Consider the following 21658-nt stretch of genomic DNA (forward strand, 5'->3'; position numbering starts at 1 on the left):
GGGTCCGGTGGGCGCCGCTCCCCCCCTGGCCGCTCCCCGCAGGCCGGCTACGCCACGCCCCCGCCCGCCCCCCCCGCCGCTCGCGGCCCCCCCCCCGGCCCGTCAGTCGTCGGTTCAGACGATGTCTCAGGCACCCGCCGAGAAACGCACGAACTTGGTGATGGTCACGCCGTTCTCCTTGGCGAGCTTCGCGATGTTCTTCTTGTCATCGGCGATGCTCGGCTGATCCAGCAGGCAGACGTCCTTGAAGAAGCCGTTCAGACGTCCCTCGACGATGCGGGGGATGATCTTGTCGGGTTTGCCTTCTTCGCGGGCGGTCTCCTCGGCGATCAGTTTCTCCTTGTCGAGGACATCCTGGGGCACCTGGTCCTGGGACAGGTAGGTCGGGCTCATCGAGGCGATCTGCAGAGCCACGGAGTGCATGAACTCCGGCGCATCGCCCTGATAGGCCACTGCGACGCCCACCTGCGGAGGCAGGTCGGGGTTGCGCTTGTGCAGGTAGATGTCGATGGGGCCCTCGAGGTATGCCACGTGCGCCAGCTCGATCTTCTCCCCGATCTTGGCGACCAGGTCGTTGACCGCTGCCTCGACGGTCTTGCCGTCATCGAGGGTGAGCGCGAGGGACCTGGCGAGGTCATCGGCCTTCGCCTCATCGACGGCCTTCGCGATGGCCTGTCCGAGGGCGACGAATTCGGCGTTCTTCGCGACGAAATCGGTCTCGGAGGCCAGCTGGATGAGGGCATTGCCCGATGATGCGACGAGACCATTGGTGGCCTCACGATCGGCCCGCTTGGCGGCCTTCGCGGCGCCGGAGACGCGCAGCAGGTCGACGGCCTTCTCGAAATCGCCGTCGGCCTCGGTGAGGGCCTTCTTGGCGTCCATCATGCCGGCGCCGGTGGCGTCGCGCAGCTTCTTGACATCAACGGCTTTGATTGCCATGTATGCGTCCGTTCCTCTTTGCTCGGGGGTGGTTCTTACTCAGCCTTGGGAGCCGGTGCTTCAGCCTCAGCGGCCGGGGCGGGCTCGACCTCAGCCTCCGCTTCGGCAGCGGGTGCAGTTTCAGCAGCGGGCGCGGCCTCGGTGGCGTCGGCAGCAGGCGCAGCTGCGGCTCCAGCGGTAGCCGTCTTGGCATCACCCTCGGCCGGGGTCTCGCCCTCAGCGTTTCCGAGCAGTTCCTTCTCCCAATCGGGCATCGGCTCGGCGGCTGTGCCGTCGGACTGCGCCTGGTCGGAACGGGCCACCAGGCCCTCGGCGCAGGCGTCGGCGATGATGCGGGTGAGCAGCGTGACCGAGCGGATCGCGTCGTCGTTGCCCGGGATCGGGTAGTCGACCTCGTCGGGATCGCAGTTGGTGTCGAGGACGGCGATCACCGGGATGTGCAGCTTGCGCGCCTCATCGACGGCCAGGTGCTCCTTCTTGGTGTCGACGATCCACACCGCCTGCGGCACCTTGGTCATGTCGCGGATGCCGCCGAGAGACTTGGCCAGCTTCTCCTTCTCACGGGAGAAACCGAGCAGCTCCTTCTTGGTGAATCCGCCGGGCTGGACGGTCTCCAGGTCCATCGCCTCCAGCTCCTTGAGCCGGGCGATGCGCTTGGAGATGGTCTGGAAGTTGGTGAGCATGCCACCGAGCCAGCGCTGGTTCACATAGGGCATGCCGACACGGGATGCCTGCTCGGCGACGGCCTCCTGGGCCTGCTTCTTGGTGCCGACGAAGAGCACCTGACCGCCGCGCGCGACGGTCTCCTTGACATAGGCGTAGGCCTTGTCGATGTAGTCGAGGGACTGGCGCAGATCGATGATGTAGATGCCATTGCGCTCGTTGAAGATGTAGCGCTTCATCTTCGGGTTCCAACGGCGAGTCTGATGCCCGAAGTGGACACCGCTCTCGAGCAGCTGGCGGGTGGTGACGACGGCCATGGCCGTCTCCTTTCATGGTTCGTGGCGCCGGGTGGCCCCGGGCCCCTGATGCGCCGGCTCCCGAAGCCCCGGACAAGGCCGAGGACCATCATCGAGACACCGCAGCCCACTGCTGGGCTGCTGAGCGCATGCGAAGTCAGCCCGTGGACACGGACTGCGGCGCCAAGTGTACGTGCCACGCGTGTGGACGCGCAATCAGCCGAGCTGATACTCCTCGTGCCACGGCTGGTTCCGCCCGGGGAATGCCCGTTTCACCCGGCGTGTGGATCTGGAGCATGCTCATCCACAGACGCGGAGCCGCGTGAAAAATCGCCGGCCGGATGCAGAAACTCAAGTCATGAGCACCTCCAGCAAGCCCGCGTTCGCCACCATCCTGCCCAGGTTCGGAGCGGCACGAGTGGTTGCGTTTGCCCTGCTCACGGTTCTTGCGATGCTCGTCTTGCCCGGCAACGCCCAGGCCGACTCCCCTCGCGTGCTGCCCCTCGACGGACCCGTGGTCCGGGCCTTCGACCCCCCGTTGAAGCGGTGGCTCTCCGGGCACCGCGGCGTCGATCTGGGCGGCTCGGCCGGTGATCCGGTGCGCGCGGCCGCCGACGGCACCGTGTCCTTCGTGGGCACCATCGCTGGCACCACTTCCGTCTCGGTACGCCATTCGGATGGGCGACGCACCACCTACCAGCCGGTCGACCCACTCGTGACGAAGGACCAGCGGGTTTCGGCAGGTGACACCATCGGGCGGCTGCTGCCGGGGCACTGCGAACAGGCCTGCCTGCACTGGGGATTGATCGAGGGCGACAACTATCTCGATCCCCTGGACTGGCTCGGTTCCGGATCACGGGAGCGTGTGAGGCTGGTTCCCAATGGCACCGTGTTACGTCCTGTTCCGAGCCGAGCACCGGTTCCGCAAGCCGGCGGCAGCACTTCCGATGCTGCGCAGACAGTCACGCCCTCGGGCGCCGTGATGCCGGTCATCGCACCTGTCACTTCGCCTTTCGGGCCCCGGACCAACCCGGTGCGGGGCACCAGCGAGTTGCATGACGGTATCGACTTCGGGGCTGCTTGCGGCACCCCCGTGCGGGCCAGCTGGGCGGGCACTGTGAGTTATGCCGCAACGATGGGTGGATACGGCAATCGGGTGATGATCGACCACGGCAGCAATGGACAGACCGCGCTGGCCACCTCGTACAGCCATCTCTCGGATGCCGGCACAGGCATGGTCACGGTCGGCCAGCAGGTTTCCGCAGGGCAGATCGTCGGCCTCGTGGGCACCACGGGATTGTCCACCGGCTGCCATCTGCACTACTCGGTGCATCAGCAGGGCATATCGGTCAATCCTGCGCCCTATCTGGGGTGATTCGCATCGAACCTGGCACTGGCATGCCTCGCGGAGGAATCCCGGGGCGTGGATGGACGCGCAAGCAGTGTCACAGCGAATGCAGCTGCCGGGGACACCTCCAAGCCCGAGGCGGTTGAGACGCGTCATCGCGCTCATGGCAGGAGCGATTCCTGTCGGCTGCTGGAGCAGCTATGCCCGTGGGTGCGCCTGACGGAAAGCGGCACGCAGCCGCTCGTCGCTCACGTGGGTGTAGATCTGCGTGGTCGCCAACGAAGCATGACCGAGCATCTCCTGCACGCTGCGCAGGTCCGCCCCACCCTCCAGCAGATGGGTGGCCATCGCATGGCGCAGCCCGTGCGGGCCCACATCCGGTGCCTGCGGGACGGCCCGCAGGCTGGTGTGCACGAGCCGGCGCACCACTCGAGGATCGATCCGCCTGCCCCGGGCCCCGAGGAACAGCGCCTCACCCGAATCTGGAACCAGGCACCGGGCGCGCACCAACTGCCAGCGCTCCACGGCACGCATTCCCGGAACGCCCAGGGGCACACTGCGCTGTTTGTCGCCCTTTCCCAGCACCCGCAGAAGGCTTCGCTGGGAATCCACATCGCCAAGATCGAGACCGCACAGCTCACTCACCCTGATTCCTGAGCCGTAGAGCACCTCGAGGATCGCGACATCTCGCAGGGCCAGCGGATCCTCGTCCTCCCCGGCACGGCACATCGCCGCCTCGATCAACTCGCGGACATCGTCCCGGCTGAGCGTTTCGGGCAGTCGGCGTCCCAATTTCGGGGTGCGCAGTGCAGTCGCGGGATCTCCTTCGGTGATGCCCTCGTGGTCGGCCCAACCGAAGAAGGTCCGCACGGCACCTGTTCGCCGGGCCAGCGTTGCGGGCGCCGCTCCGCTGGCTCGTTGGTCCCCGAGCCATCGGCGCAGATCCGCCAGGCTCACGCCAGCTGGAGTTGTGGTCCCACGTGCCGAGCAGAAGCGGGCGAGCTCACCCACATCACTCAGATAGGCGCGCACGGTGTGCGCCGAATTGTGCCGCTCCAAGGCAAGATGCTCACCGAATCGGGTCATCGCCTCGGCCCAGGGGCCGGGTACTTCCACTTCGCAGCCCACGCCGCGAGTATAAGTTGGAACAGGTGCGGACACGCACTCTTGGCTGAGGAGGTCGACGGATGAAGAGCCCGGCAGAGTGGGCCCGCACAGGGAAACTGATTCGAATCACCCGCTGGGATGAGCCCATCATGCGCTCGCAGACGCGACCGGTGACCGTCTTCGATGACGCACTGGCCCAGCTCGTTGCCGATATGTTCGCGACGATGGCCGCCGCCGACGGTGTGGGATTGGCCGCCCCCCAGGTCAATGTGGACTTCGCAATATTCGTCTTCAACTGCCCCGATGCCGACGACAAGTTGGTTCATGGTGTCGTGTGCAATCCCGTGGTGACCCTGCCGGAGGGCAAGGCGCGTCGGCTGGTCAGCGCCGAGGAGGGCTGCCTGAGCTGGCCGGGGGCATACCAGCCGCTGTCACGACCCGACTTCGCCATCTGCGAGGGCCAGGACGAGACCGGAGCGTCCATCCGGATCGAGGGCACCGGCCTGCTGGCTCGCTGCCTGCAGCACGAGACCGACCACCTGCACGGGACTGTCTTCGGCGATCGGCTGTCCACCCGTTCGCGACGCAAACTCGACGAGGAGAAGGAGCACTATGCGCCGCTCTACCCCGACGACTGGCCCGTCCACAAGAAGCGCACGGCCGGCGAGGTGGCCTGAGCGGCCGCCCGGAGCCGACCCTCGTGTGGGCCCACCTTCGCCGCTAGCGAAAAATCAGGGGTGGACAAGGGTGTCTCGCCGTCCCAGGGATATATCTTTGATTCTTCGGGAATAAAACCTTCGACTCCTGTGCGATCAGTGCTGCAATTGGTTAAAGGCAAAGGAGTCTGCCATGCCCACACTGATACGCAATCGCGAAACAGACCTCGTCGAAGCTGTTGAGGCCCTGATCTCAAGCGACTGGATCTCCACTGCCTGCGACGAGACCCGTTCAGAAATCTACCGGCTCCGGCCGCGCACCAAGGTCGAAGGGGACCATGTCCGCTCGGTGTGCATTGATGTCGATGACGATGGGGAGAGAGCGCTGGCCGCACTGGTTTACAAGTTCGGCACCCCGCACGAACTCACCAATGTGCACCGCCGGGTCGACATCTGGCACCGGGAGGGCCGGGAGGTCCGGCTCGAATCCAATACTCGGGGGAACAGCTCAGTCTTCATCGATTGAAATCTTCCGTCGAGCGGGTGCTCGTGCGCTGGCCGGTCGAGGCCTCGTTCCTCATTCGGCCAGCGCATAGCAGGCGATGGCTGCCGCTGCGGCCACATTGAGTGAGTCGATGCCCCGAGCCATCGGGATGCGCACCACCACGTCGGCCTGGCCGATCCAGTGGGAGCTGAGCCCGCTGCCCTCGGTGCCCATCAGCAGAGCCAGTTTTCCTGGATGCTCGCGCAGCCTTCCCACCAGTTCAGTGAGTGTCAGCGAGTCGTCACGAAGTGCCATCGCTGCCACTGTGAACCCGCCTTCCCGGAGCCGATCCAGGTCGTGCGCCCAATCGTCCATCCGGGCCCAGGGCAGTGAGAAGACCGCTCCCATCCCGGTCTTGATGGCACGCCTGTAGAGCGGGTCGGCAGCCCGGGGTGCGAGCAGCACACCGTCCCAGCCCAGCCCGGCGGCACACCGGATGATGGCGCCCACATTGGTGTGGTCCACGATGTCTTCGCAGACCACCAGGCGACGTGCCTCAAGCAGGGCAGACATCGGCCGGGGAGGCTGCCGTTCGAAGGAACCGAGGGCTCCGCGGTGCACGTGGAAACCGGTGATCCGTTCGGCCATCGACTCGTCGACCAGGTACACATCGATGTCGCTGGCATCTATCAGTTCCCGCAGGCCATCCACCCAACGTGGCGCGAGCAGCAGCGACCTGGGCCGGTAACCAGCCTGCCAGGCGCGGTGGATGATCTTCTCGCCCTCGGCGATGAACAGACCGTGCTCAGTCTCCAGGCGCCGTCGCAGCGAGACATCACGGAGCCGGACGTAGTCAGTGAGTCGTTCGTCACCGGCGTCGGAGATCTCCACAAATCGCGCCACGGGGCCAGGCTAGCGACCAGAGGCCGGACATTTAGAATGTCGTGGTGACAACCGAGAAGTCTGGCAAGCCCTGGTACCGGCGGATACGCATCGACTATTTCGTGTTGGCCATCATCTGTGCGGCACTCCTGGCGTCGATATTGCCAGTAGGAGGCTCGGGAGTTCCGGTTCTGCGGTGGGTCGTCTCGGGACTCATCTTCGTGCTCTTCTATCTCTACGGCGTGCGACTGTCCCCCCAGGAGGCGCTCAACGGCCTGAAGCACTGGCGGCTGCACTCCACGATCCTTGCCTTCACCTTCATCGTCTTCCCGTTGATCGTGCTCGCTGCCCGACCGCTGCTGCACGTCGCGATCAGTCACAACATCTATTTGGGAGTGCTGTGGCTGTCGATCCTGCCGTCGACGGTGCAGAGCTCCATCAATTTCACCTCGATCGCGCGCGGCAATGTCGCCGGCGCAATCGTGTCGGCGTCGCTGTCGAACATTCTGGGCGTCTTCCTCACGCCGCTGCTCGCCATGTATGTGATGAGCACCGGAGGCCTGGTCATCGAGCCGAGTTCGATCGTCAACCTGTTCCTACAACTGCTGTTGCCCTTCATCCTGGGTCAGCTGACCCGACGTTGGACAAAGGGCTTCGTGCTGGGTCACCCCAAGCTGAAGCTGGTCGACCAGCTGTCCATCATCGCGGTGGTCTACCAGGCCTTCAGCGAGGGCATGAACGAGGGCATCTGGAAGACGGTGGGGATCGGCGATGTCGCCCGGCTGCTGCCGGTGCTGTTCATCCTGCTGGCAATCATGCTCGTCCTCACCTGGGTGGTACCCCGTTGGCTCGGTTTCAACCGGCGCGACCAGATCGCCATCCAGTTCTGCGGCACGAAGAAATCCCTTGCCACGGGCGTGCCGATGGCATCTGTGTTGTTCGCGCCGGCCACCGTGCCGCTGTTGGTGCTGCCACTGATGATCTTCCACATGAGCCAGCTGATCGCCTGCGGAGTGATTGCCGGGCGCTACTCATCCAAGTCCGAGGAATGGCATGAAGAGGGCTCGCACGTCCAGGCAGAGGCGGATGCGAAGCCCAGCTGAGGAAGGCCAGAGGCTCGCCATCTGATGTGGGCCGATGGTCCAGGCAACCAGGCCCGGATTTCCCCGTGCCCCTGCTCGCGCCCAGGTGTCACCCGAGAATCCATCGCTCCGTGGCAGGGAACCCGCTGGCGCCCTCACCGAGCGTGGCCAGCTCGGGGTGGCGCGTCCACCGTCAGCCGAGTGGATCCGCCTTGGCCGTCCATCGCCCATCGTCGTCGCGGCGAATCACCAGCGGCAGCCCGAAGGTGGCCGTGAGGTTCTCGTCGGTGAGCACCTGTTCGATGGGGCCGCTGGCCGAGACCCTGCCGTGCTCGAGCAGCATGGCGTGGGTGATGCCAGGTGGGATCTCCTCGATGTGGTGGGTGACCAGCACCATCGCCGGGGCGTCCTCGTTCTGGCACAGCACCGACAGCGTGCCGACCAGATGCTCGCGGCCAGCCAGGTCGAGACCATCCCCCGGCTCGTCCAGCAGCAGCAGTTCAGGGTCTGTCATGAGGGCGCGGGCGATCTCGACGCGCTTCCGTTCGCCCTCGCTGAGGGTGCCGAAGGTGCGATCGGCGAGATGACTCACGTTGAACAGGGCCATGAGCTGTCCGGCCCGCTCGAAATCCATCTCGTCATAGGTTTCCCGCCAACGCCCCATCACGGCATAGGAGGCCGAGACGATGACATCGCGCACCGCCTCAGCGTGCGGGATGCGGTGCGCGATGGCCGAGCTGGACACCCCGATGCGGGGACGCAGCTCGAAGACGTCAACCGCGCCCATGGTCTCGCCGAGCAGGTTGACCTTGCCCTCTGAGGGAAAGGATTGCGCGGACAGCAACGACAGCAGGGTGGTCTTGCCGGCGCCGTTGGGGCCGATGATCACCCAGCGTTCGCCCTCTTCAACGCTGAAATTGACCTTGTCGAGCAGAATCGACGTGCCCCGGCGCACACTGACAGCCTCGAGATCGACCACAGACACCATGACCTAGAACATACAGCCCGAGGAGCACCTCACCTGGTGCGGCTAACCTGGCACAATGCCAGATGCGGTCATCGAGAGCCTGCGGCTGACCAGTGTGCTCAATGCCATGGCCGCCGGGCTGCTCAGCGCTCCGCAGGCAGAGGCCCAGCTGCGCACCACTGAGACCGGTGCGTCGGGGCGGCCGCATCATGTGGTGGACGAGCAGCAGTTGCTGGGTCTGCCGGCGGATGCAGGCTCTCCGGTACGCCTGGCACTCGCTCGGATCGTCAACCGGATGCCCGCCGAACGCTGGACTCTGCTGCTCCCCCGGCCTGGCAGGCTCGGCGGTCTGCGGGGGCCTGTGGAGACCAATCAGCTGGCGCTGGAGTGCGGCGCAGTAGTGGCGGCGCGGCGTGTCGGCGTGGCATGGCTGCCCCGTCCGGTGGGCCCGGCGATGCAGTGGCAGTTGGTCTGGGCAGAGGCCCCCCTGCCGCCCCCAACACCGGGTGAGGCCGCCCGGGCACTGAGCGAACAGGTGCTCGTGGCTGCTCGCGAGCTCGGCGAACTGGACGCCCCGGCTGGGCGCCGTCCCCGGTGCGCAGCATCGGTGGTGCTGGGCAGGGCCTACCCCCAGGCCTGCCAGGGCTTGCTGGACAAGGCGCTGCTGTGGCGGGAAGCCTGTCAGGCAGGCCTGGATGCCACCTCAGAGACCCTGCACTCTCATGCCGCGCTCACCCGTGAGCGGCACCTGCACGACCTGAACCAGCTGTGTCTGGACGCCATCAGTGCCGCCGCAAGCTGGCCTGCCGAGGGCTGAACCCGCAGCCGCGCCGAGGTCGGCGGACCGGAAAGCGGTGGGTGGGTGTGCGCGCTGCAGCTGAAAGGCCCTTTGCGCTGCTGCCGCGGATACCCGTCCCGGTCTCGGGCGTGGCTCAGATGCCGGTGGAGAACAGGCCGCCGTCGGCGTGCACGATCTCACCGGTGGTGGCGGCGAACAGATCGCTGAACAGGGCGCAGACCACGCCGGCCACCGGGGTGGCGTCCTTGGCGTTCCAGCCGAGCGGGGCACGATCTGTCCAGGCGTCGTTGAGGATCTCGGTGCCCGGGATTGCCTTCTTGGCCAGCGAGTCGATGGGGCCGGCAGAGACCAGGTTGGAGCGGATGCCGTCGGGGCCGAGGTAGCGGGCCAGGTAGCGGTTGGCCGACTCCAGCCCTGCCTTGGCCACACCCATCCAGTCGTAGGAGGGCCAGCTGATGGTCGCGTCGAAGGTGAGACCGACCACCGAGGAGCCGGAGCCCATCAGCTCGCGGACGGCCATGGCGAGCGAGACATAGGAGTAGCTGGAGGTCTGCAGGCTGGTGGCCACATCGTCCCAGCCTGTGGCGAGAAAGGTGCCGCCGAGCGCAGTCTTGGGATTGGCGTAGGCGATGGAGTGCAGCAGCCCGTCGACGTGGTCGAAGCCGTTCTCGCGCAGCGCGCCGGGCAGGGCGGCAAGGCTCTCCTCGCTGGTGGCGTCGAGCTCCAGCACCTCCGGCACCGGGTCGAGGTGCTTGACCACGCGCCTGCACAGGCTGGCTGCCCGACCGAAGGCCGTGACGATGACATCTGCGCCCTGCTGCTGGGCGACCTCCGCCACCTTGTAGGCGATCGAGGTGTTCATGGTGATGCCTGTCACCACGATCTTCTTGCCGTCGAGAATCCCCATCGAGTTCATGTCCTTTCCTGGATTACAGATTGAAGTTAACGCCCCATGCCGATTCCGCCGTCCACCGGAAGCACTGCCCCGGTGAGATAGCTGGCGGCGTCGGAGCAGAGGAACTGCACCGCGTTGGCGACATCATCCACCTCGCCGAAACGCTGCACGGGAATGCGCTTCTGGTACTCGGCCTTGAGATCGTCGCTGAGCGACTCGGTCATCTCGGTGGCGATGAATCCCGGTGCCACGACATTGCAGGTGACCCCACGGGCACCCAGCTCGCGTGCCACGGAGCGTGCCATGCCGATCAGTCCGGCCTTGGACGCCGCATAGTTCACCTGACCCGCGGAACCGAGCGAGGCCACAACCGAGCCGATCAGCACGATCCGCCCGAAGCGCCTGCGCATCATGGACCTGGCCGCACGCTTCACCACGAGGAATCCGCCGGTGAGGTTGGTGCTGATGACCGAATCCCAGTCTTCGTCCTTCATGCGCACCAACAGCGTGTCGTGGGTGATTCCGGCATTGGAGACGACGACCTCGACCGGGCCGTACTGCTCTTCCACCTGGGTGAAGGCCGCATCGACCTGGGTCTGGTCGGTGACATCCGCGGCGATGCCGAGGACTCCCTCGGGTGCCTTGCCGCTGCGCGAGGTGCCCGCGACACGGTATCCGTTGTTGAGCAGCCGTTGTGCGATGGCGGCCCCGATTCCCCGGCTTGCTCCGGTCACCAGGGCGACGCGGCCCTGGTTCGGCGTTTCTTCGCTGTTCACGCGGGGCAACGTTACAGGTCGGTGGGATTGTGCGGCAGGATGAGGGACATGGATCTGGGATTGTCTGACAGCGTCGTCATCGTCACAGCGGCCAGCGGCGGCCTCGGCTTCGCCGCCGCGAAACAACTCGTTGCCGAGGGAGCCCGGGTCGTGCTGGTGGCCCGCAACGCGGAGGCCCTGGAGACCGCATGCGAGCAACTCGGCCCCGACAACGCCGTGATGCTCGTCGCCGACCTGGCCAATCCGGACACCGCGTCGGCGGCGGTCGATCTGGCACTGCACACCTGGCAGCGTCTCGATGGCGCTTTCGTCTCGGTGGGCGGCCCGCCCAAGGGCACCGTGCTGGGCACCAGCGACGAGCAGTGGTGCCATGCCTTCGACTCGGTCTTCCTGGCCGCGCTGCGGGTCGCGCGTGCTGTGGTTGCCGTCACCCCGAACGCCACCCTGGGGTTCGTGCTGTCCACGTCGGCGAAGGTGCCGCTGGCGAACATGGCGCCGAGCAATGGCCTTCGCCCCGGGTTGGCGATGCTGGTCAAGCAGCTGGCCGACGAGATCGCCCCTGCCGGTGGACGCGCCTTCGCGCTGGCTCCGGGCAATATTGCCACCGGACGCATGGTCGACCTGCTCGGTCACGAGCCGACTGCCGAGGACGCCGCCCGGGCCGGAATTCCGATGCTCCGGCTCGGCACACCCCAGGAGTTCGGACGGGTTGCGGCCTTCATGATGAGCAGCGCCGCGAGTTATCTCACCGGCATCATGGTGCCGGTGGACGGCGGTATGCTGCGTTCACTGTGAGGACTGTCCGCCGTGACGCCGGGACAGGCCGTGCGCGCACGCACCCGATGAGAGGCCCCGCGCTGTGAGTGGACCAGCACTGTGAGTGGACCAGCACTGTGAGGATTCCTGCGGCCCTCGACGCGGCGACGAACCTGCTGGTCTGCCCGGTCTGCCGAGCTCGCGGCAATCCCGATGTGGCACTGACCAGGCAGGGCACCAGCCTTCGCTGCACTGGGCGACACTCCTTCGACATCGCCCGGCAGGGTTACGTCAATCTGGCGGCAGCGGCCGAACCTGCCAATGCCGACTCTGCGGAGATGATCGCGGCACGGGAGCGTTTCCTCGGTTCCGGGGTCTATCAGCCGATCTTGGACGCGCTGGTGGCGGCTCTGCCGGACACCGGCTTCGCGGCCGAGGTGGGATCTGGGCCGGGCTGGTATCTCAGCGGCGTGCTCGACGCGCATCCCGAGCTGGTTGGTCTGGCCAGCGATGTCTCGGTGTCGGCAGCCAAGCGTGCCGCCCAGCACGGTCTGGCCTCCATCGTGGCCGACACCTGGGCAGGGCTTCCCATCTGCTCGGGGGTGCTCGACGCACTGGTCTGCGTCTTCGCGCCGCGCAATGCCGCCGAATTCGCCCGGGTGCTTCGCCCCGGCGGGCTGCTGGTCGTGGTCTTCCCCACCAGCCGCCACCTGGCCAACCTTCGCGAGGAGTTGGGTCTGCTCGACGTGCAGGCGGGAAAGCAGGACACCCTCGGCACCCAGATGGCGGCCGCCACATTCGCGCCTGCGGGCCACGAACTGGTGGAGTTCTCAGCCGACTGCAGCCAGGACCAGATTCGAGATCTGGTGGCGATGGGCCCCAATGCCTTCCACACCCACCCCGAGGATGCCGTCGCCGCCACAATCCAGGTTTCGGTCGGCGTCGACCTGTTCCGAGCCCCGGAAGTACCTCACTGACGCAGCCCTTGTTCGCACCGATTGCGTTGATCCATGGCACCGGGGCCACCAATGGATGTCGGTGGGGATCGATGACGTTGTCCCATCGGCTGCCTCACACGGTGGGTTGAGGTGTGCTCAGTCGCTCGAGCGGGGGAACAAGTGTCCGGGTTCACGACGCCGATGTGCCGATGTGCGTAGCCCGAGGACCAGTGTCCCCCGGTTCCACCGTGGGGACGATGCCGGACGGGTACCCACGAGTACGAGGCATGTCCCTGGTTCCTGAGCCTCGTACCCCCGCACGGCGGCCTCGAACTCAGCGACCGCTCCTGGATGCTCCCGCGGGCCACGCTCATCAGGTCTCGCTGGGCGAACCCGCCCGGTCAGGCCAGCGAGACCAGTTCGGCGTAGTCATGGTCCCACATGTCCTCGGTGCCGTCGGGCAGCAGCAGCACCCTGTCGGGTTCCAGCGCCTCGACGGCGCCCTCGTCGTGGGTGACGAGCACGATGGCGCCCTTGTAGGAGCGGATGGCGCCGAGCACCTGCTCGCGGCTGGCCGGGTCGAGATTGTTGGTCGGCTCGTCCAGCAGCAGGACATTGGCCGAGCTCACCACCAGCGTCGCCAGCGCCAGACGGGTCTTCTCACCACCGGACAGCACCCCTGCCGGCTTGTGGTCGTCGTCGCCGGTGAACAGGAAACTGCCGAGCACCTTGCGGGCGTCGGTGTCGTTGAGCTGCGGCGCAGCATGCTGCATGTTCTGCAGCACTGTCTGGGACATGTCCAGCATGTCGTGCTCCTGCGCGAAGTAGCCCAGCTTGAGCCCGTGGCCGGGCAGCACCTCGCCGGTGTCGGGCTTCTCCAGACCGTAGAGCACTCTCAGCAGGGTGGTCTTGCCGGCGCCGTTGAGGCCGAGCACCACCACGCGGGAGCCCTTGTCGATGTTCAGATCGACGCCGGTGAACACCTCCAGCGAGCCGTAGATCTTCGACAGGTCCCGCCCGCTGAGCGGTGTGCGTCCACAGGGGGCGGGCTCGGGGAAGACGATCCTGGCGACCTTGTCCTCCTCGCGCTGACCCTCGGTGGCGGCGAGCAGCTTCTCGGCACGCCGCGCCATGTTCTGGGCGGCGGTGGCCTTGGTGGCCTTGGCGTGCAGCTTGTCGGCCTGCGTCATCAGCTGAGCAGCCTTGCGCTCTGCATTCTGCCGTTCGCGGCGGCGGCGTTTCTCGTCGGCCTGACGCTGCTCCAGGTAGAGCTTCCAGCCCATCGAATAGATGTCCAGCGTGGACCGGTTCGCATCGAGGTGGAAGACCTTGCTCACGGTGTCTTCGAGCAGCTCGGTGGCGTGCGAGATCATCATCACCCCGCCGGGGAAGGTCTTGATGAATTCGCGCAGCCAGACGATCGAGTCGGCATCCAGGTGATTGGTGGGCTCGTCGAGCAGCAGTGTGTCGGCATTGCTGAACAGGATGCGGGCCAGTTCCACGCGACGTCGCTGACCGCCCGACAGTTCGTGCAGGGGCTGCGCGAGAACCCTGTCCGGCAGGGACAGGTTCGCCGCGATGCGCGCGGCCTCGGCCTCGGCGGCATATCCCCCGGCTGCGGTGAACTGCGCTTCGGCACGGTCGTAGGCGTTCATCGCCTTCTCGCGCTTGGCGCCGGAGAGGGTGGCGATGTCCTCGGTGGAGCGGCGCAGCGCCTCGGAAATCCGGTCCAGGCCCCTGGCGGAGATGATGCGCTGACGTGCGGTGACCTGCAGATCGGATTCGCGCGGATCCTGCGGCAGATAGCCGATCCGCCCCGAGTGCCGCACCGAACCACCGGCGGGTTGACCCTCCCCCGCCAGGATGCGCATGGTCGTGGTCTTGCCCGCACCATTGCGTCCGACCACGCCGATCTTGTCACCGGCGATCACCTGGAAGCTCACCGGGCTGAGCAACAGCCGCGCTCCCACGCGCACTTCAAGATCGCTGGCTTGTATCACGACACTCCTGGTACTGCTCTGGTGATGCTGTGCTGCCGCATCAGATTCGACGGCCTCTACGTGGGCCGCCGGACATTGTCCCCCGATGCCCCGCCGCGCGCAAGAAGTCGCGTGGGGGACAGGCCGCACCCGGGCTCGTCAAACCAACGACTCATCGGTGCAATGAGTCGCGCCCTGCCCCCGCTCCCACGAGCGTGGCTGCGCCCTGCCCCGAGGATCAGACGTTGAACCCGATGTAGCGCAACTGCTCGCGCCCGTCATCGGTGATCCGCTCCAGACTCCACGGCGGCATCCATACCCAGTTGATCGTCACAGTATTGGCCAGCTGGTCAAGAGCCGCCTGGGTGCCCCATTCGAGCTGGTCGGTCAGCGGGCAGGCCGGTGAGGTGAGCGTCATGTCGATCACGACATTGGCCTCCTCGTCGATGATCACGTCATAGACCAGTCCGAGATCGACGACATTGACCATCAGCTCCGGGTCGACGACATCCTTGAGGGCTTCGAGCACCTGCTCCTCGGTGGGCACCTCGTGCGGTGTCTTGTCCTGGTCGCCCTGGGCCTCGGCGGATTCCACGGCCTCGGAGGGGCGCTCCTCGGTGTCCTTGGCTGCTTCGGATTCGCTCGTACTCACTTCTCCCCCTCGATCGAGGCGCCGGCCCTTGCGAGCGCGTCGCGCAACGCGGACCAGCCCAGCATGGCGCACTTCACACGCCCCGGAAACTGCGAAACCCCTGCGAAGGCGATGCCGTCCTCGAGGGTTTCCTCATCTGGTTCGATCTTGCCCTGGCTCTCCATCATCGCCTTGAACTCCTCATAGAGGGCCATGGCCTCCGGAACGGTCTTGCCGATCACCAGATCGGTCATCACCGAGGTGGACGCCTGGGAAATCGAACAGCCGTCTCCGACATAGCTGACGTCCTTGATGACATCGTCTTCCAGGGCGACGTCGACGCGCAGCGTGATCTCGTCACCGCAGGTCGGATTGACGTGATGGACCTCCGCCTCGAAGGGATCGCGCAGACCGCAGTGATGCTTTTCCCGATAGTGATCCAGGATGATGTCCTGGTACATTTCCTCGACATTCATGCCCTGGCCGCTGTCCTTCCGGTGAAGAAGCCGTGAGCATAGTCCATCGCATCGCACAGGGCGTCGATCTCGGCATTGGTGGTGTACAGATATCCGGACACCCGCGAAGAACTGGGAATGCCCAGCCGCTTGTGCAGCGGCTCGGCGCAGTGATGACCGCCGCGCACGGCGACACCCCGGGAGTCGAGCATCTGCATGACATCGTGCGGATGGACCTGGTCCACCGTGAATGCGATCGCGGAACCCCGGTCGACGGCCTCGGTGGGCCCGAGGACGTGTACCCAGTCCAAATCCGCCATCCTGGCCAGCGTGTAGGCGGTGATCTCGTGATCGTGCGCCGCGATGGCGTCCATCCCGATGCGCTGCAAGTAGTCGACAGCCGTACCCAGCCCGATGGCCTCGGCAATGGGCTGGGTACCGGCCTCGAATTTGTGCGGCACCTCGGCCCAGGTGGCACCCGACATGGTGACCTCGCCGATCATCTCGCCGCCACCGAGGAAGGGCGGCAGTTCCTCGAGCAGGTCCTTGCGGCCCCACAGCACGCCGATGCCGGTCGGGCCCAGCATCTTGTGGCCGGTGAAGGCCAGCAGATCGGCACCCAGCGCAGTGACATCGGTGGGCAGGTGAGGGACGCCCTGAGAGGCGTCCACCACGAAGACCGCACCCACGGCATGCGCCTGATCGGCGATCTTGCGCACCGGGTTGATGGTGCCGAGCACATTGGAGACCCAGGCGATCGAGACCACCTTGGTGTGCTCATTGATCAGGCCCTCGCGCGCGGCTGCGTCCAGATCGAGGCGACCCTCTTCGTCGATGTCGAACCAGCGCAGCGTGGCACCTGTGCGCTGGCAGACCAGCTGCCACGGCACGAGATTGGAGTGGTGCTCCAGCACGGAGACGACCACCTCATCGCCAGGCCCCAGCCGGGCACCCACAGTGTTCGCGGCAAGGTTGAGGGCCTCGGAGGAGTTCTTCGTGAAGATGATCTCCTCGGGTCCAGCTGCCCCCACGAAGTTGGCGATCTTCTCCCGGGCACCCTCGAAGGCCAGGGTGGCCTCTGCCCCCAGGTGGTGCATTGCCCGGGCGACATTCGCATTGTGCTGCGCATAGTGCTCGGTCACCGTGTCGATGACCACCTGCGGCTTCTGCGAGGTGTTGGACGAGTCCAGGTAGACCAAGGGATATCCGTTGATCTGGCGATTCAGGATCGGAAAGTCCTGGCGAATTCTTTCGACGTCGAAATCAGCCGACATACTGCTCATAGCCCTTCTCCTCCAGGTTGTCGGCGAGTTCGCTGCCACCGGTGACGGCCACGTGCCCGTCCACGAAGACGTGCACCTTGTCGGGGTGCACATAGCGCAGGATGCGCGTGTAGTGCGTGATGAGCAGCACCGACTTGCCGGGCTTGTTGGAGAAGGCCTCCACCCCCTTGGACACCACCTTCAGCGCGTCGATGTCCAGCCCGGAGTCGATCTCGTCGAGGATGATCGTGCTCGGGTCGAGCAGCTCGATCTGGGCGATCTCGCCGCGCTTCTTCTCGCCACCGGAGAAGCCCTCGTTCACCGAACGCTCGGCGAAGTCGCCGTCCAGGTCCATCGCGGCCAGCGCTTCCTTGACCTGCTTGGGCCAGGTGCGCACCTTGGGGGCCTTGCCGTCCAGCGCAGTCTTGGCGGTGCGCAGGAAGTTCGCCATGGACACGCCGGGCACCTCCACCGGGTACTGCATGCCCAGGAACAGCCCGGCCTTGGCCCGCTCGTCCACCGGCAGGGCGGAGAGCTCGACTCCGTCGAGGGTCACCGAACCCTGGGTGATGTGGTACTTCGGGTGACCCGCGATCGAATAGGCGAGAGTGGACTTGCCGGAGCCATTCGGCCCCATGATCGCGTGCACCTCGCCGTCGCCGACGGTCAGGTCAACCCCCTTGAGGATCTCCTTGGGTCCGGTCTCGGTGTCGACGTCGACGTGTAGGTCCTTGATGACGAGTGTGGCCATCTGTTCAGTTCTCCTTTGTGGGATTCTCGACGTCGACGAAGACCTGATCGTCCTCGACACGCACGGGATAGACGGGTATGGGCGCGGTGGCGGGCGGCGTGAGCGCGGCGCCGGTGCAGATGTCGAAACGCGAGCCGTGCAGGTAACACTCGATGTTGTGCTCCTCGAGGTCGAAATCGCCCTCGGAGAGCATCACGGCCCCATGGCTGCACTCGTCGAGAAGCGCATGCACCTCGCCATCGGGCAACCGGACGAGCACCACGGGCAACGGGCCCTCGGTGGAATGGTCCACCTCCACGCCCAGCGGACCCTCGTCGAGTTCGGCGAGCTCGGCCACGGGAACGAAGCTCACCGTCACGCCCCGATTTCCGGCGCGATGGCGTCGAGTTCGCGGTTGACGGCGGTCATCAGGCGCTCCTCGACATCGGGCACGCCGATCCGGCGCACGATGTCGACGAAGAATCCCTGGACGACCAGGCGGCGGGCCTCGTCCTCGGGGATGCCACGGGACCGCAGGTAGAACAACTGCTCGTCATCGAAGCGACCCGTCGTGGACGAGTGCCCGGCACCCTCGATCTCGCCGGTCTCGATCTCCAGATTCGGGATCGAGTCGGCACGGGCGCCTTCGGTGAGCAGCAGATTCTTGTTGGCCTCGTAGGTGTTGATGCCTTCGGCCTCCTTGCGGATGAGCACATCGCCCACCCACACCGAGTGCGAGCCCTGGCCCTGGATGGCACCGCGGTAGTCGACCTCGGAGCGGGTGTGCGGCTCGTTGTGGTCGATGAACAGGCGATGCTCAACGTGGCGTCCGCCGTCCACGAAGTACAGCCCAAACTGCTCCAGCTGACCGCCGCTGCCCTCATAGGTTGCCCGCTCGATGATACGGGTGAGCCCGCCGCCGAGCGAGGCCTGCACGGTGCGCAGGTGGGCATCGCGCCCGATGAGCATCGACACCTGGGCGGCGTGGATGGTGTCGGGTGCCCAGTCCTGCAGCATCACGAAGTCCACCTGGGCGCCGTCACCGATACGCAGGTCGATCTTCTGCGCCACCGACGCCGAACCCTCGAAGCGGAGCACGATCTGGGCCTTGGCCATGGCCCCGACCTCGATGATCAGCTGCTCGTAGACCGGCGTCGCAGCACCCTTGCCCTGGAAGCTCAACTCGATCGCCTCGTCGAACTGCGTCTCCGCAGGCACCTCCAGCAGAGCAGCCCCGCTGGCGTTCTCGCAGGCGATCGCCGCGGAGCGATCGGCCGGCGGCTCCACAGCAAGCTGCTGGGCACGCTCCTTGCTGATCGTCGGCAACTGAAGACCCTGGGCCTTGGACAGGTCCACGGAGAGATACTCCCCAGTGGGCTGACCGGACAGCAGTTTCTTCAGCTTGCGCACCGGCGTGAACCGCCAGACCTCCTCACGCCCGGTGGGCAGCGGGTGGTCGTCAAGGTTCCAGGAAACCTTTGGATGCAGGTGGGATGCGGGGGTCTCGACCGCCGCCGCCACCGCGTCCCGGCTGGTGTTCGCCGGATCTGCCACGACAGTCGCTCCGTTCTGATTCGTCATTCAGCCAACCGATCCTTCCATCTGGAGTTCGATGAGCCGATTGAGCTCCAGCGCGTACTCCATCGGGAGCTCGCGGGCGATCGGTTCGACGAAGCCGCGCACGATGAGTGCCCGTGCCTCGTCCTCATTGAGGCCCCTCTGCATGAGGTAGAAGAGCTGGTCCTCGCTGATCCTGGAGATGGTGGCCTCGTGCTCCATCGTCACGTCGTCGGTGCGCACATCCACATAGGGATAGGTGTCCGAACGGGAGATGTTGTCCACCAGGAGGGCATCGCACTTGACCGAGGCAGCCGAGTGGTGGGCGTTCTCCTGCACCCCCACCAGGCCTCGGTAGCCGGTACGACCGCCATTGCGGGAGATCGACTTCGACACGATGGTGGACGAGGTGTACGGCGCGCAGTGCACCATCTTCGCCCCGGTGTCCTGGTGCTGGTTCTCACCGGCGAAGGCGATGCTCAGTGCCTCGCCCTTCGCGTGCTCGCCCATCAGGTAGCAGGCCGGGTACTTCATGTTGGCCTTGGATCCGATGTTGCCGTCGACCCATTCCATCTGGCCGCCCTCGGCAACGGTGGCCCGCTGGGTGACAAGGTTGATCACATTGCCCGACCAGTTCTGGATGGTGGTGTAGCGGCAGCGCGCGTTCTTCTTCACGACGATCTCGACGATGGCCGCGTGCAGCGAGTCCGACTTGTAGATCGGCGCCGTGCAGCCCTCGACGTAGTGCACATAGGCGCCCTCGTCGACGATGATCAGCGTGCGCTCGAACTGCCCGAGGTTCTCGGTGTTCATCCGGAAGTAGGCCTGCAGCGGAATGTCGCAGTGCACGCCCTTCGGCACGTAGATGAAGGAACCGCCGCTCCACACCGCGGTGTTCAGCGCGCCGAACTTGTTGTCGGCGGCCGGGATCACCGAACCGAAGTACTCCTTGAACAGCTCGGGATACTCCCGCAGGCCGGTATCGGTGTCGACGAAGATGACGCCCTTGCGGCCTAGCTCCTCGTTGATCTTGTGGTAGACGACCTCGGACTCGTACTGCGCCGCCACGCCGGCAACCAGACGATCCTTCTCGGCCTCCGGGATGCCCAGCTTGTCGTAGGTGTTCCGGATGTCTTCGGGCAGGTCCTCCCAGCTGTCCGCCTGCTTCTCGGTGGAGCGGACGAAGTACTTGATCTGGTCGAAGTCGACCGTGGAGAGATCCACACCCCAGGTGGGCATCGGCTTGCGCTCGAACTGACGCAGGCCCTTCAGCCGGATGTCGAGCATCCAATCCGGTTCGTGCTTGAGTGCGGAAATACCTCGCACCACCTCTTCGGACAGGCCACGCTGGGCGGCCTTGGAGTAGGCGTCGGCGTCGTGCCAGCCGTACTTGTAGGTGTTGAGATCGTCGACCAACTGATCCTGATCGGACAGGGCGGGGGCCGGTCCGGTGTCAACCTCTGTCATGCGTTCGTCACCTTTCCTCGTGTCATGCGCTCGTCGCCTTTCGGTGGTCTTCGGTGCCCTCGTCCTCGGAATCGGCCGGGGTGTCCGGGACGGTCTCGGACGGAACATTGGTCGTGCAGATGCCGTCGCCGTGCGCGATCGTTGCCAATCGCTGGACACGGGAGCCGAGCAGCCGGGAGAAGACCTGGGTCTCCATCTCGCACAATTCCGGGTAAGCAGCCGCAACTGCGGCTACTGGGCAGTGATGTTGGCACAATTGCGCTCCAGCTGGGGAGTCGTCCACGCGCGCAACATATCCCTTGGCATCAAGAAGGCCGGCCAGCTGGGCCACTGGATCGCCCGTGGGTTCAGCCTCCCTGAGTTCCTGGTAGTCGGCCGCGACCTCGTCGTAGCGGCGCTGACCGAGTGCCTCGACGGCCTGAGGACCAGCCATCTCCCTCAGGGCCGCCATGGCCTGCAGCGCAAGATCGTCGTATCCCTGGTGGAATGCCTGACGGCCCTGATCTGTGATGACGAAGTCCTTCGCGGGACGCCCACGCCCTCGTGGGCCGCGCTCGCGGTGCTCGCGCTCCTCGACGTCGCCGGACTCGAGCAGGACGCCGAGCTGGCGGCGCACCGCTGTGGAGGTGACCCCCAGCCGTTCAGCCAGCACAGCAGCAGTGGCGGGCCCTCCGCCGAGCAGCTCCCGCAGCACCTGACGGCGCGCGGACGACTCGCCCGGGCTGGGCTGGCCTCCGGCGCTCACAGGGGAATTCATAACCCTATTGTTTCCATATTCGGCTGGCATTCAATGCCGGGTCGCCATGCGAAACCGTCCCCACCAGCATTTCCATGTGCTTAGCCATGTGCCGGCGGCACCAGGGCCGGTCGCCGAGCCCGGCCATCCGGGTCTCCCCGACCGGGGAATGGATGCGCCCGCGCAGCCGCAGAGCGTTCCCGCGCAGCGCTGCCATGGCCAGGTCAAGCATGTGTCGCGGCCGGGCCCGACC

Annotated in this window: 23 protein-coding genes; 7 read left to right on the top strand and 16 right to left on the bottom strand. The window is 65.9% G+C overall.

Translation table 11 applies throughout. The annotated features are described in order from the left end of the window. Positions 1-126: 126 nt before the first annotated feature. Together tsf and rpsB are read right to left on the bottom strand one after the other, a co-directional pair. Complete coding sequence (gene tsf / locus ABF648_RS03825) at positions 127-939, bottom strand: translation elongation factor Ts (protein WP_415630965.1); 813 nt, start codon at positions 937-939, stop codon at positions 127-129. Between the two features lie 35 nt (positions 940-974). Beyond that, positions 975-1919, bottom strand: a complete 945-nt coding sequence (gene rpsB, locus ABF648_RS03830) for a 30S ribosomal protein S2 (protein ID WP_415630966.1) — start codon at positions 1917-1919, stop codon at positions 975-977. A 337-nt stretch (positions 1920-2256) separates the two neighbouring features. Between rpsB and ABF648_RS03835 the strand changes: the two genes are divergently transcribed. Further along, complete coding sequence (locus ABF648_RS03835) at positions 2257-3273, top strand: M23 family metallopeptidase (protein WP_415630967.1); 1017 nt, start codon at positions 2257-2259, stop codon at positions 3271-3273. 171 nt (positions 3274-3444) lie between these two features. Here the strand turns inward: ABF648_RS03835 and ABF648_RS03840 are convergent, their stop codons facing one another. Next, entirely contained in the window at positions 3445-4407 is a 963-nt protein-coding gene (locus tag ABF648_RS03840; protein WP_415630968.1) for a tyrosine recombinase XerC, read from the bottom strand. Positions 4408-4433: 26 nt separating this feature from the next. Between ABF648_RS03840 and def the strand changes: the two genes are divergently transcribed. Together def and ABF648_RS03850 are read left to right on the top strand one after the other, a co-directional pair. Beyond that, positions 4434-5030: a peptide deformylase gene (def, locus tag ABF648_RS03845; protein WP_415630969.1), complete on the top strand. Its 597-nt coding sequence runs from the start codon at positions 4434-4436 to the stop codon at positions 5028-5030. 172 nt (positions 5031-5202) lie between these two features. Then, positions 5203-5535 carry a hypothetical protein gene (locus tag ABF648_RS03850; protein ID WP_415630970.1) on the top strand — a complete coding sequence of 111 codons (333 nt, stop codon included), beginning with the start codon at positions 5203-5205 and terminating at the stop codon, positions 5533-5535. Positions 5536-5586: 51 nt separating this feature from the next. On the opposite strand, the gene ABF648_RS03855 is transcribed toward ABF648_RS03850, so the two are convergent. Beyond that, positions 5587-6396 (bottom strand): TrmH family RNA methyltransferase, encoded by an 810-nt coding sequence (locus ABF648_RS03855; RefSeq protein WP_415630971.1) that lies wholly within the window; start codon positions 6394-6396, stop codon positions 5587-5589. A 44-nt stretch (positions 6397-6440) separates the two neighbouring features. Between ABF648_RS03855 and ABF648_RS03860 the strand changes: the two genes are divergently transcribed. Further along, the gene (locus ABF648_RS03860) at positions 6441-7478 is read left to right on the top strand and encodes a bile acid:sodium symporter family protein (RefSeq protein ID WP_415630972.1); all 1038 of its coding nucleotides are present in this window, start codon (positions 6441-6443) and stop codon (positions 7476-7478) included. A gap of 172 nt (positions 7479-7650) precedes the next feature. Here ABF648_RS03860 and ABF648_RS03865 read toward each other — a convergent pair whose 3' ends face one another. Continuing rightward, positions 7651-8445 carry an ABC transporter ATP-binding protein gene (locus ABF648_RS03865; RefSeq protein WP_415630973.1) on the bottom strand — a complete coding sequence of 265 codons (795 nt, stop codon included), beginning with the start codon at positions 8443-8445 and terminating at the stop codon, positions 7651-7653. A gap of 55 nt (positions 8446-8500) precedes the next feature. On the opposite strand from ABF648_RS03865, the gene ABF648_RS03870 reads away from it, so the two are divergent. Next, entirely contained in the window at positions 8501-9241 is a 741-nt protein-coding gene (locus ABF648_RS03870; protein WP_415630974.1) for a hypothetical protein, read from the top strand. Positions 9242-9356: 115 nt separating this feature from the next. On the opposite strand, the gene fabI is transcribed toward ABF648_RS03870, so the two are convergent. After that, positions 9357-10130, bottom strand: coding sequence for an enoyl-ACP reductase FabI (gene fabI / locus ABF648_RS03875; protein WP_415631006.1), 774 nt, complete (start codon positions 10128-10130; stop codon positions 9357-9359). 35 nt (positions 10131-10165) lie between these two features. After that, the gene (fabG, locus tag ABF648_RS03880) at positions 10166-10894 is read right to left on the bottom strand and encodes a 3-oxoacyl-[acyl-carrier-protein] reductase (RefSeq protein WP_415630975.1); all 729 of its coding nucleotides are present in this window, start codon (positions 10892-10894) and stop codon (positions 10166-10168) included. 48 nt (positions 10895-10942) lie between these two features. Here fabG and ABF648_RS03885 point away from each other — a divergent pair, with 48 nt between their 5' ends. Both ABF648_RS03885 and ABF648_RS03890 read left to right on the top strand, forming a co-directional pair. Continuing rightward, positions 10943-11689 (top strand): SDR family oxidoreductase, encoded by a 747-nt coding sequence (locus ABF648_RS03885; protein WP_415630976.1) that lies wholly within the window; start codon positions 10943-10945, stop codon positions 11687-11689. A gap of 98 nt (positions 11690-11787) precedes the next feature. Continuing rightward, complete coding sequence (locus ABF648_RS03890) at positions 11788-12627, top strand: putative RNA methyltransferase (RefSeq protein WP_415630977.1); 840 nt, start codon at positions 11788-11790, stop codon at positions 12625-12627. A gap of 362 nt (positions 12628-12989) precedes the next feature. Here the strand turns inward: ABF648_RS03890 and ABF648_RS03895 are convergent, their stop codons facing one another. The 9 genes from ABF648_RS03895 to ABF648_RS03935 form a co-directional block, all read right to left on the bottom strand. After that, positions 12990-14588 (bottom strand): ABC-F family ATP-binding cassette domain-containing protein, encoded by a 1599-nt coding sequence (locus ABF648_RS03895; RefSeq protein WP_415630978.1) that lies wholly within the window; start codon positions 14586-14588, stop codon positions 12990-12992. A 217-nt stretch (positions 14589-14805) separates the two neighbouring features. Continuing rightward, complete coding sequence (locus tag ABF648_RS03900; protein ID WP_415631007.1) at positions 14806-15162, bottom strand: metal-sulfur cluster assembly factor; 357 nt, start codon at positions 15160-15162, stop codon at positions 14806-14808. A gap of 53 nt (positions 15163-15215) precedes the next feature. Further along, a complete protein-coding gene (sufU, locus tag ABF648_RS03905) occupies positions 15216-15674 on the bottom strand; it encodes a Fe-S cluster assembly sulfur transfer protein SufU (protein WP_415630979.1) in 459 nt (152 codons plus the stop codon). Next, positions 15671-16927, bottom strand: a complete 1257-nt coding sequence (locus tag ABF648_RS03910) for an aminotransferase class V-fold PLP-dependent enzyme (protein WP_415631008.1) — start codon at positions 16925-16927, stop codon at positions 15671-15673. The genes sufU and ABF648_RS03910 overlap by 4 nt, the downstream gene beginning before the upstream one ends. Next, positions 16917-17666: a Fe-S cluster assembly ATPase SufC gene (gene sufC, locus ABF648_RS03915; protein WP_415630980.1), complete on the bottom strand. Its 750-nt coding sequence runs from the start codon at positions 17664-17666 to the stop codon at positions 16917-16919. Before sufC ends, ABF648_RS03910 begins: the two co-directional genes overlap by 11 nt. 4 nt (positions 17667-17670) lie before the next feature. After that, the gene (locus tag ABF648_RS03920) at positions 17671-18018 is read right to left on the bottom strand and encodes a non-heme iron oxygenase ferredoxin subunit (protein WP_415630981.1); all 348 of its coding nucleotides are present in this window, start codon (positions 18016-18018) and stop codon (positions 17671-17673) included. Positions 18019-18020: 2 nt separating this feature from the next. Then, a complete protein-coding gene (sufD, locus tag ABF648_RS03925) occupies positions 18021-19226 on the bottom strand; it encodes a Fe-S cluster assembly protein SufD (protein WP_415630982.1) in 1206 nt (401 codons plus the stop codon). Continuing rightward, entirely contained in the window at positions 19227-20669 is a 1443-nt protein-coding gene (sufB, locus tag ABF648_RS03930) for a Fe-S cluster assembly protein SufB (RefSeq protein ID WP_415630983.1), read from the bottom strand. Positions 20670-20691: 22 nt separating this feature from the next. After that, entirely contained in the window at positions 20692-21426 is a 735-nt protein-coding gene (locus tag ABF648_RS03935) for a helix-turn-helix transcriptional regulator (protein WP_415630984.1), read from the bottom strand. Between the last annotated feature and the right edge of the window lie 232 nt (positions 21427-21658).

The sequence above is a fragment of the Propionibacterium sp. genome (assembly GCF_047719395.1).
In the GTDB taxonomy this organism is placed as follows: domain Bacteria; phylum Actinomycetota; class Actinomycetes; order Propionibacteriales; family Propionibacteriaceae; genus Propionibacterium.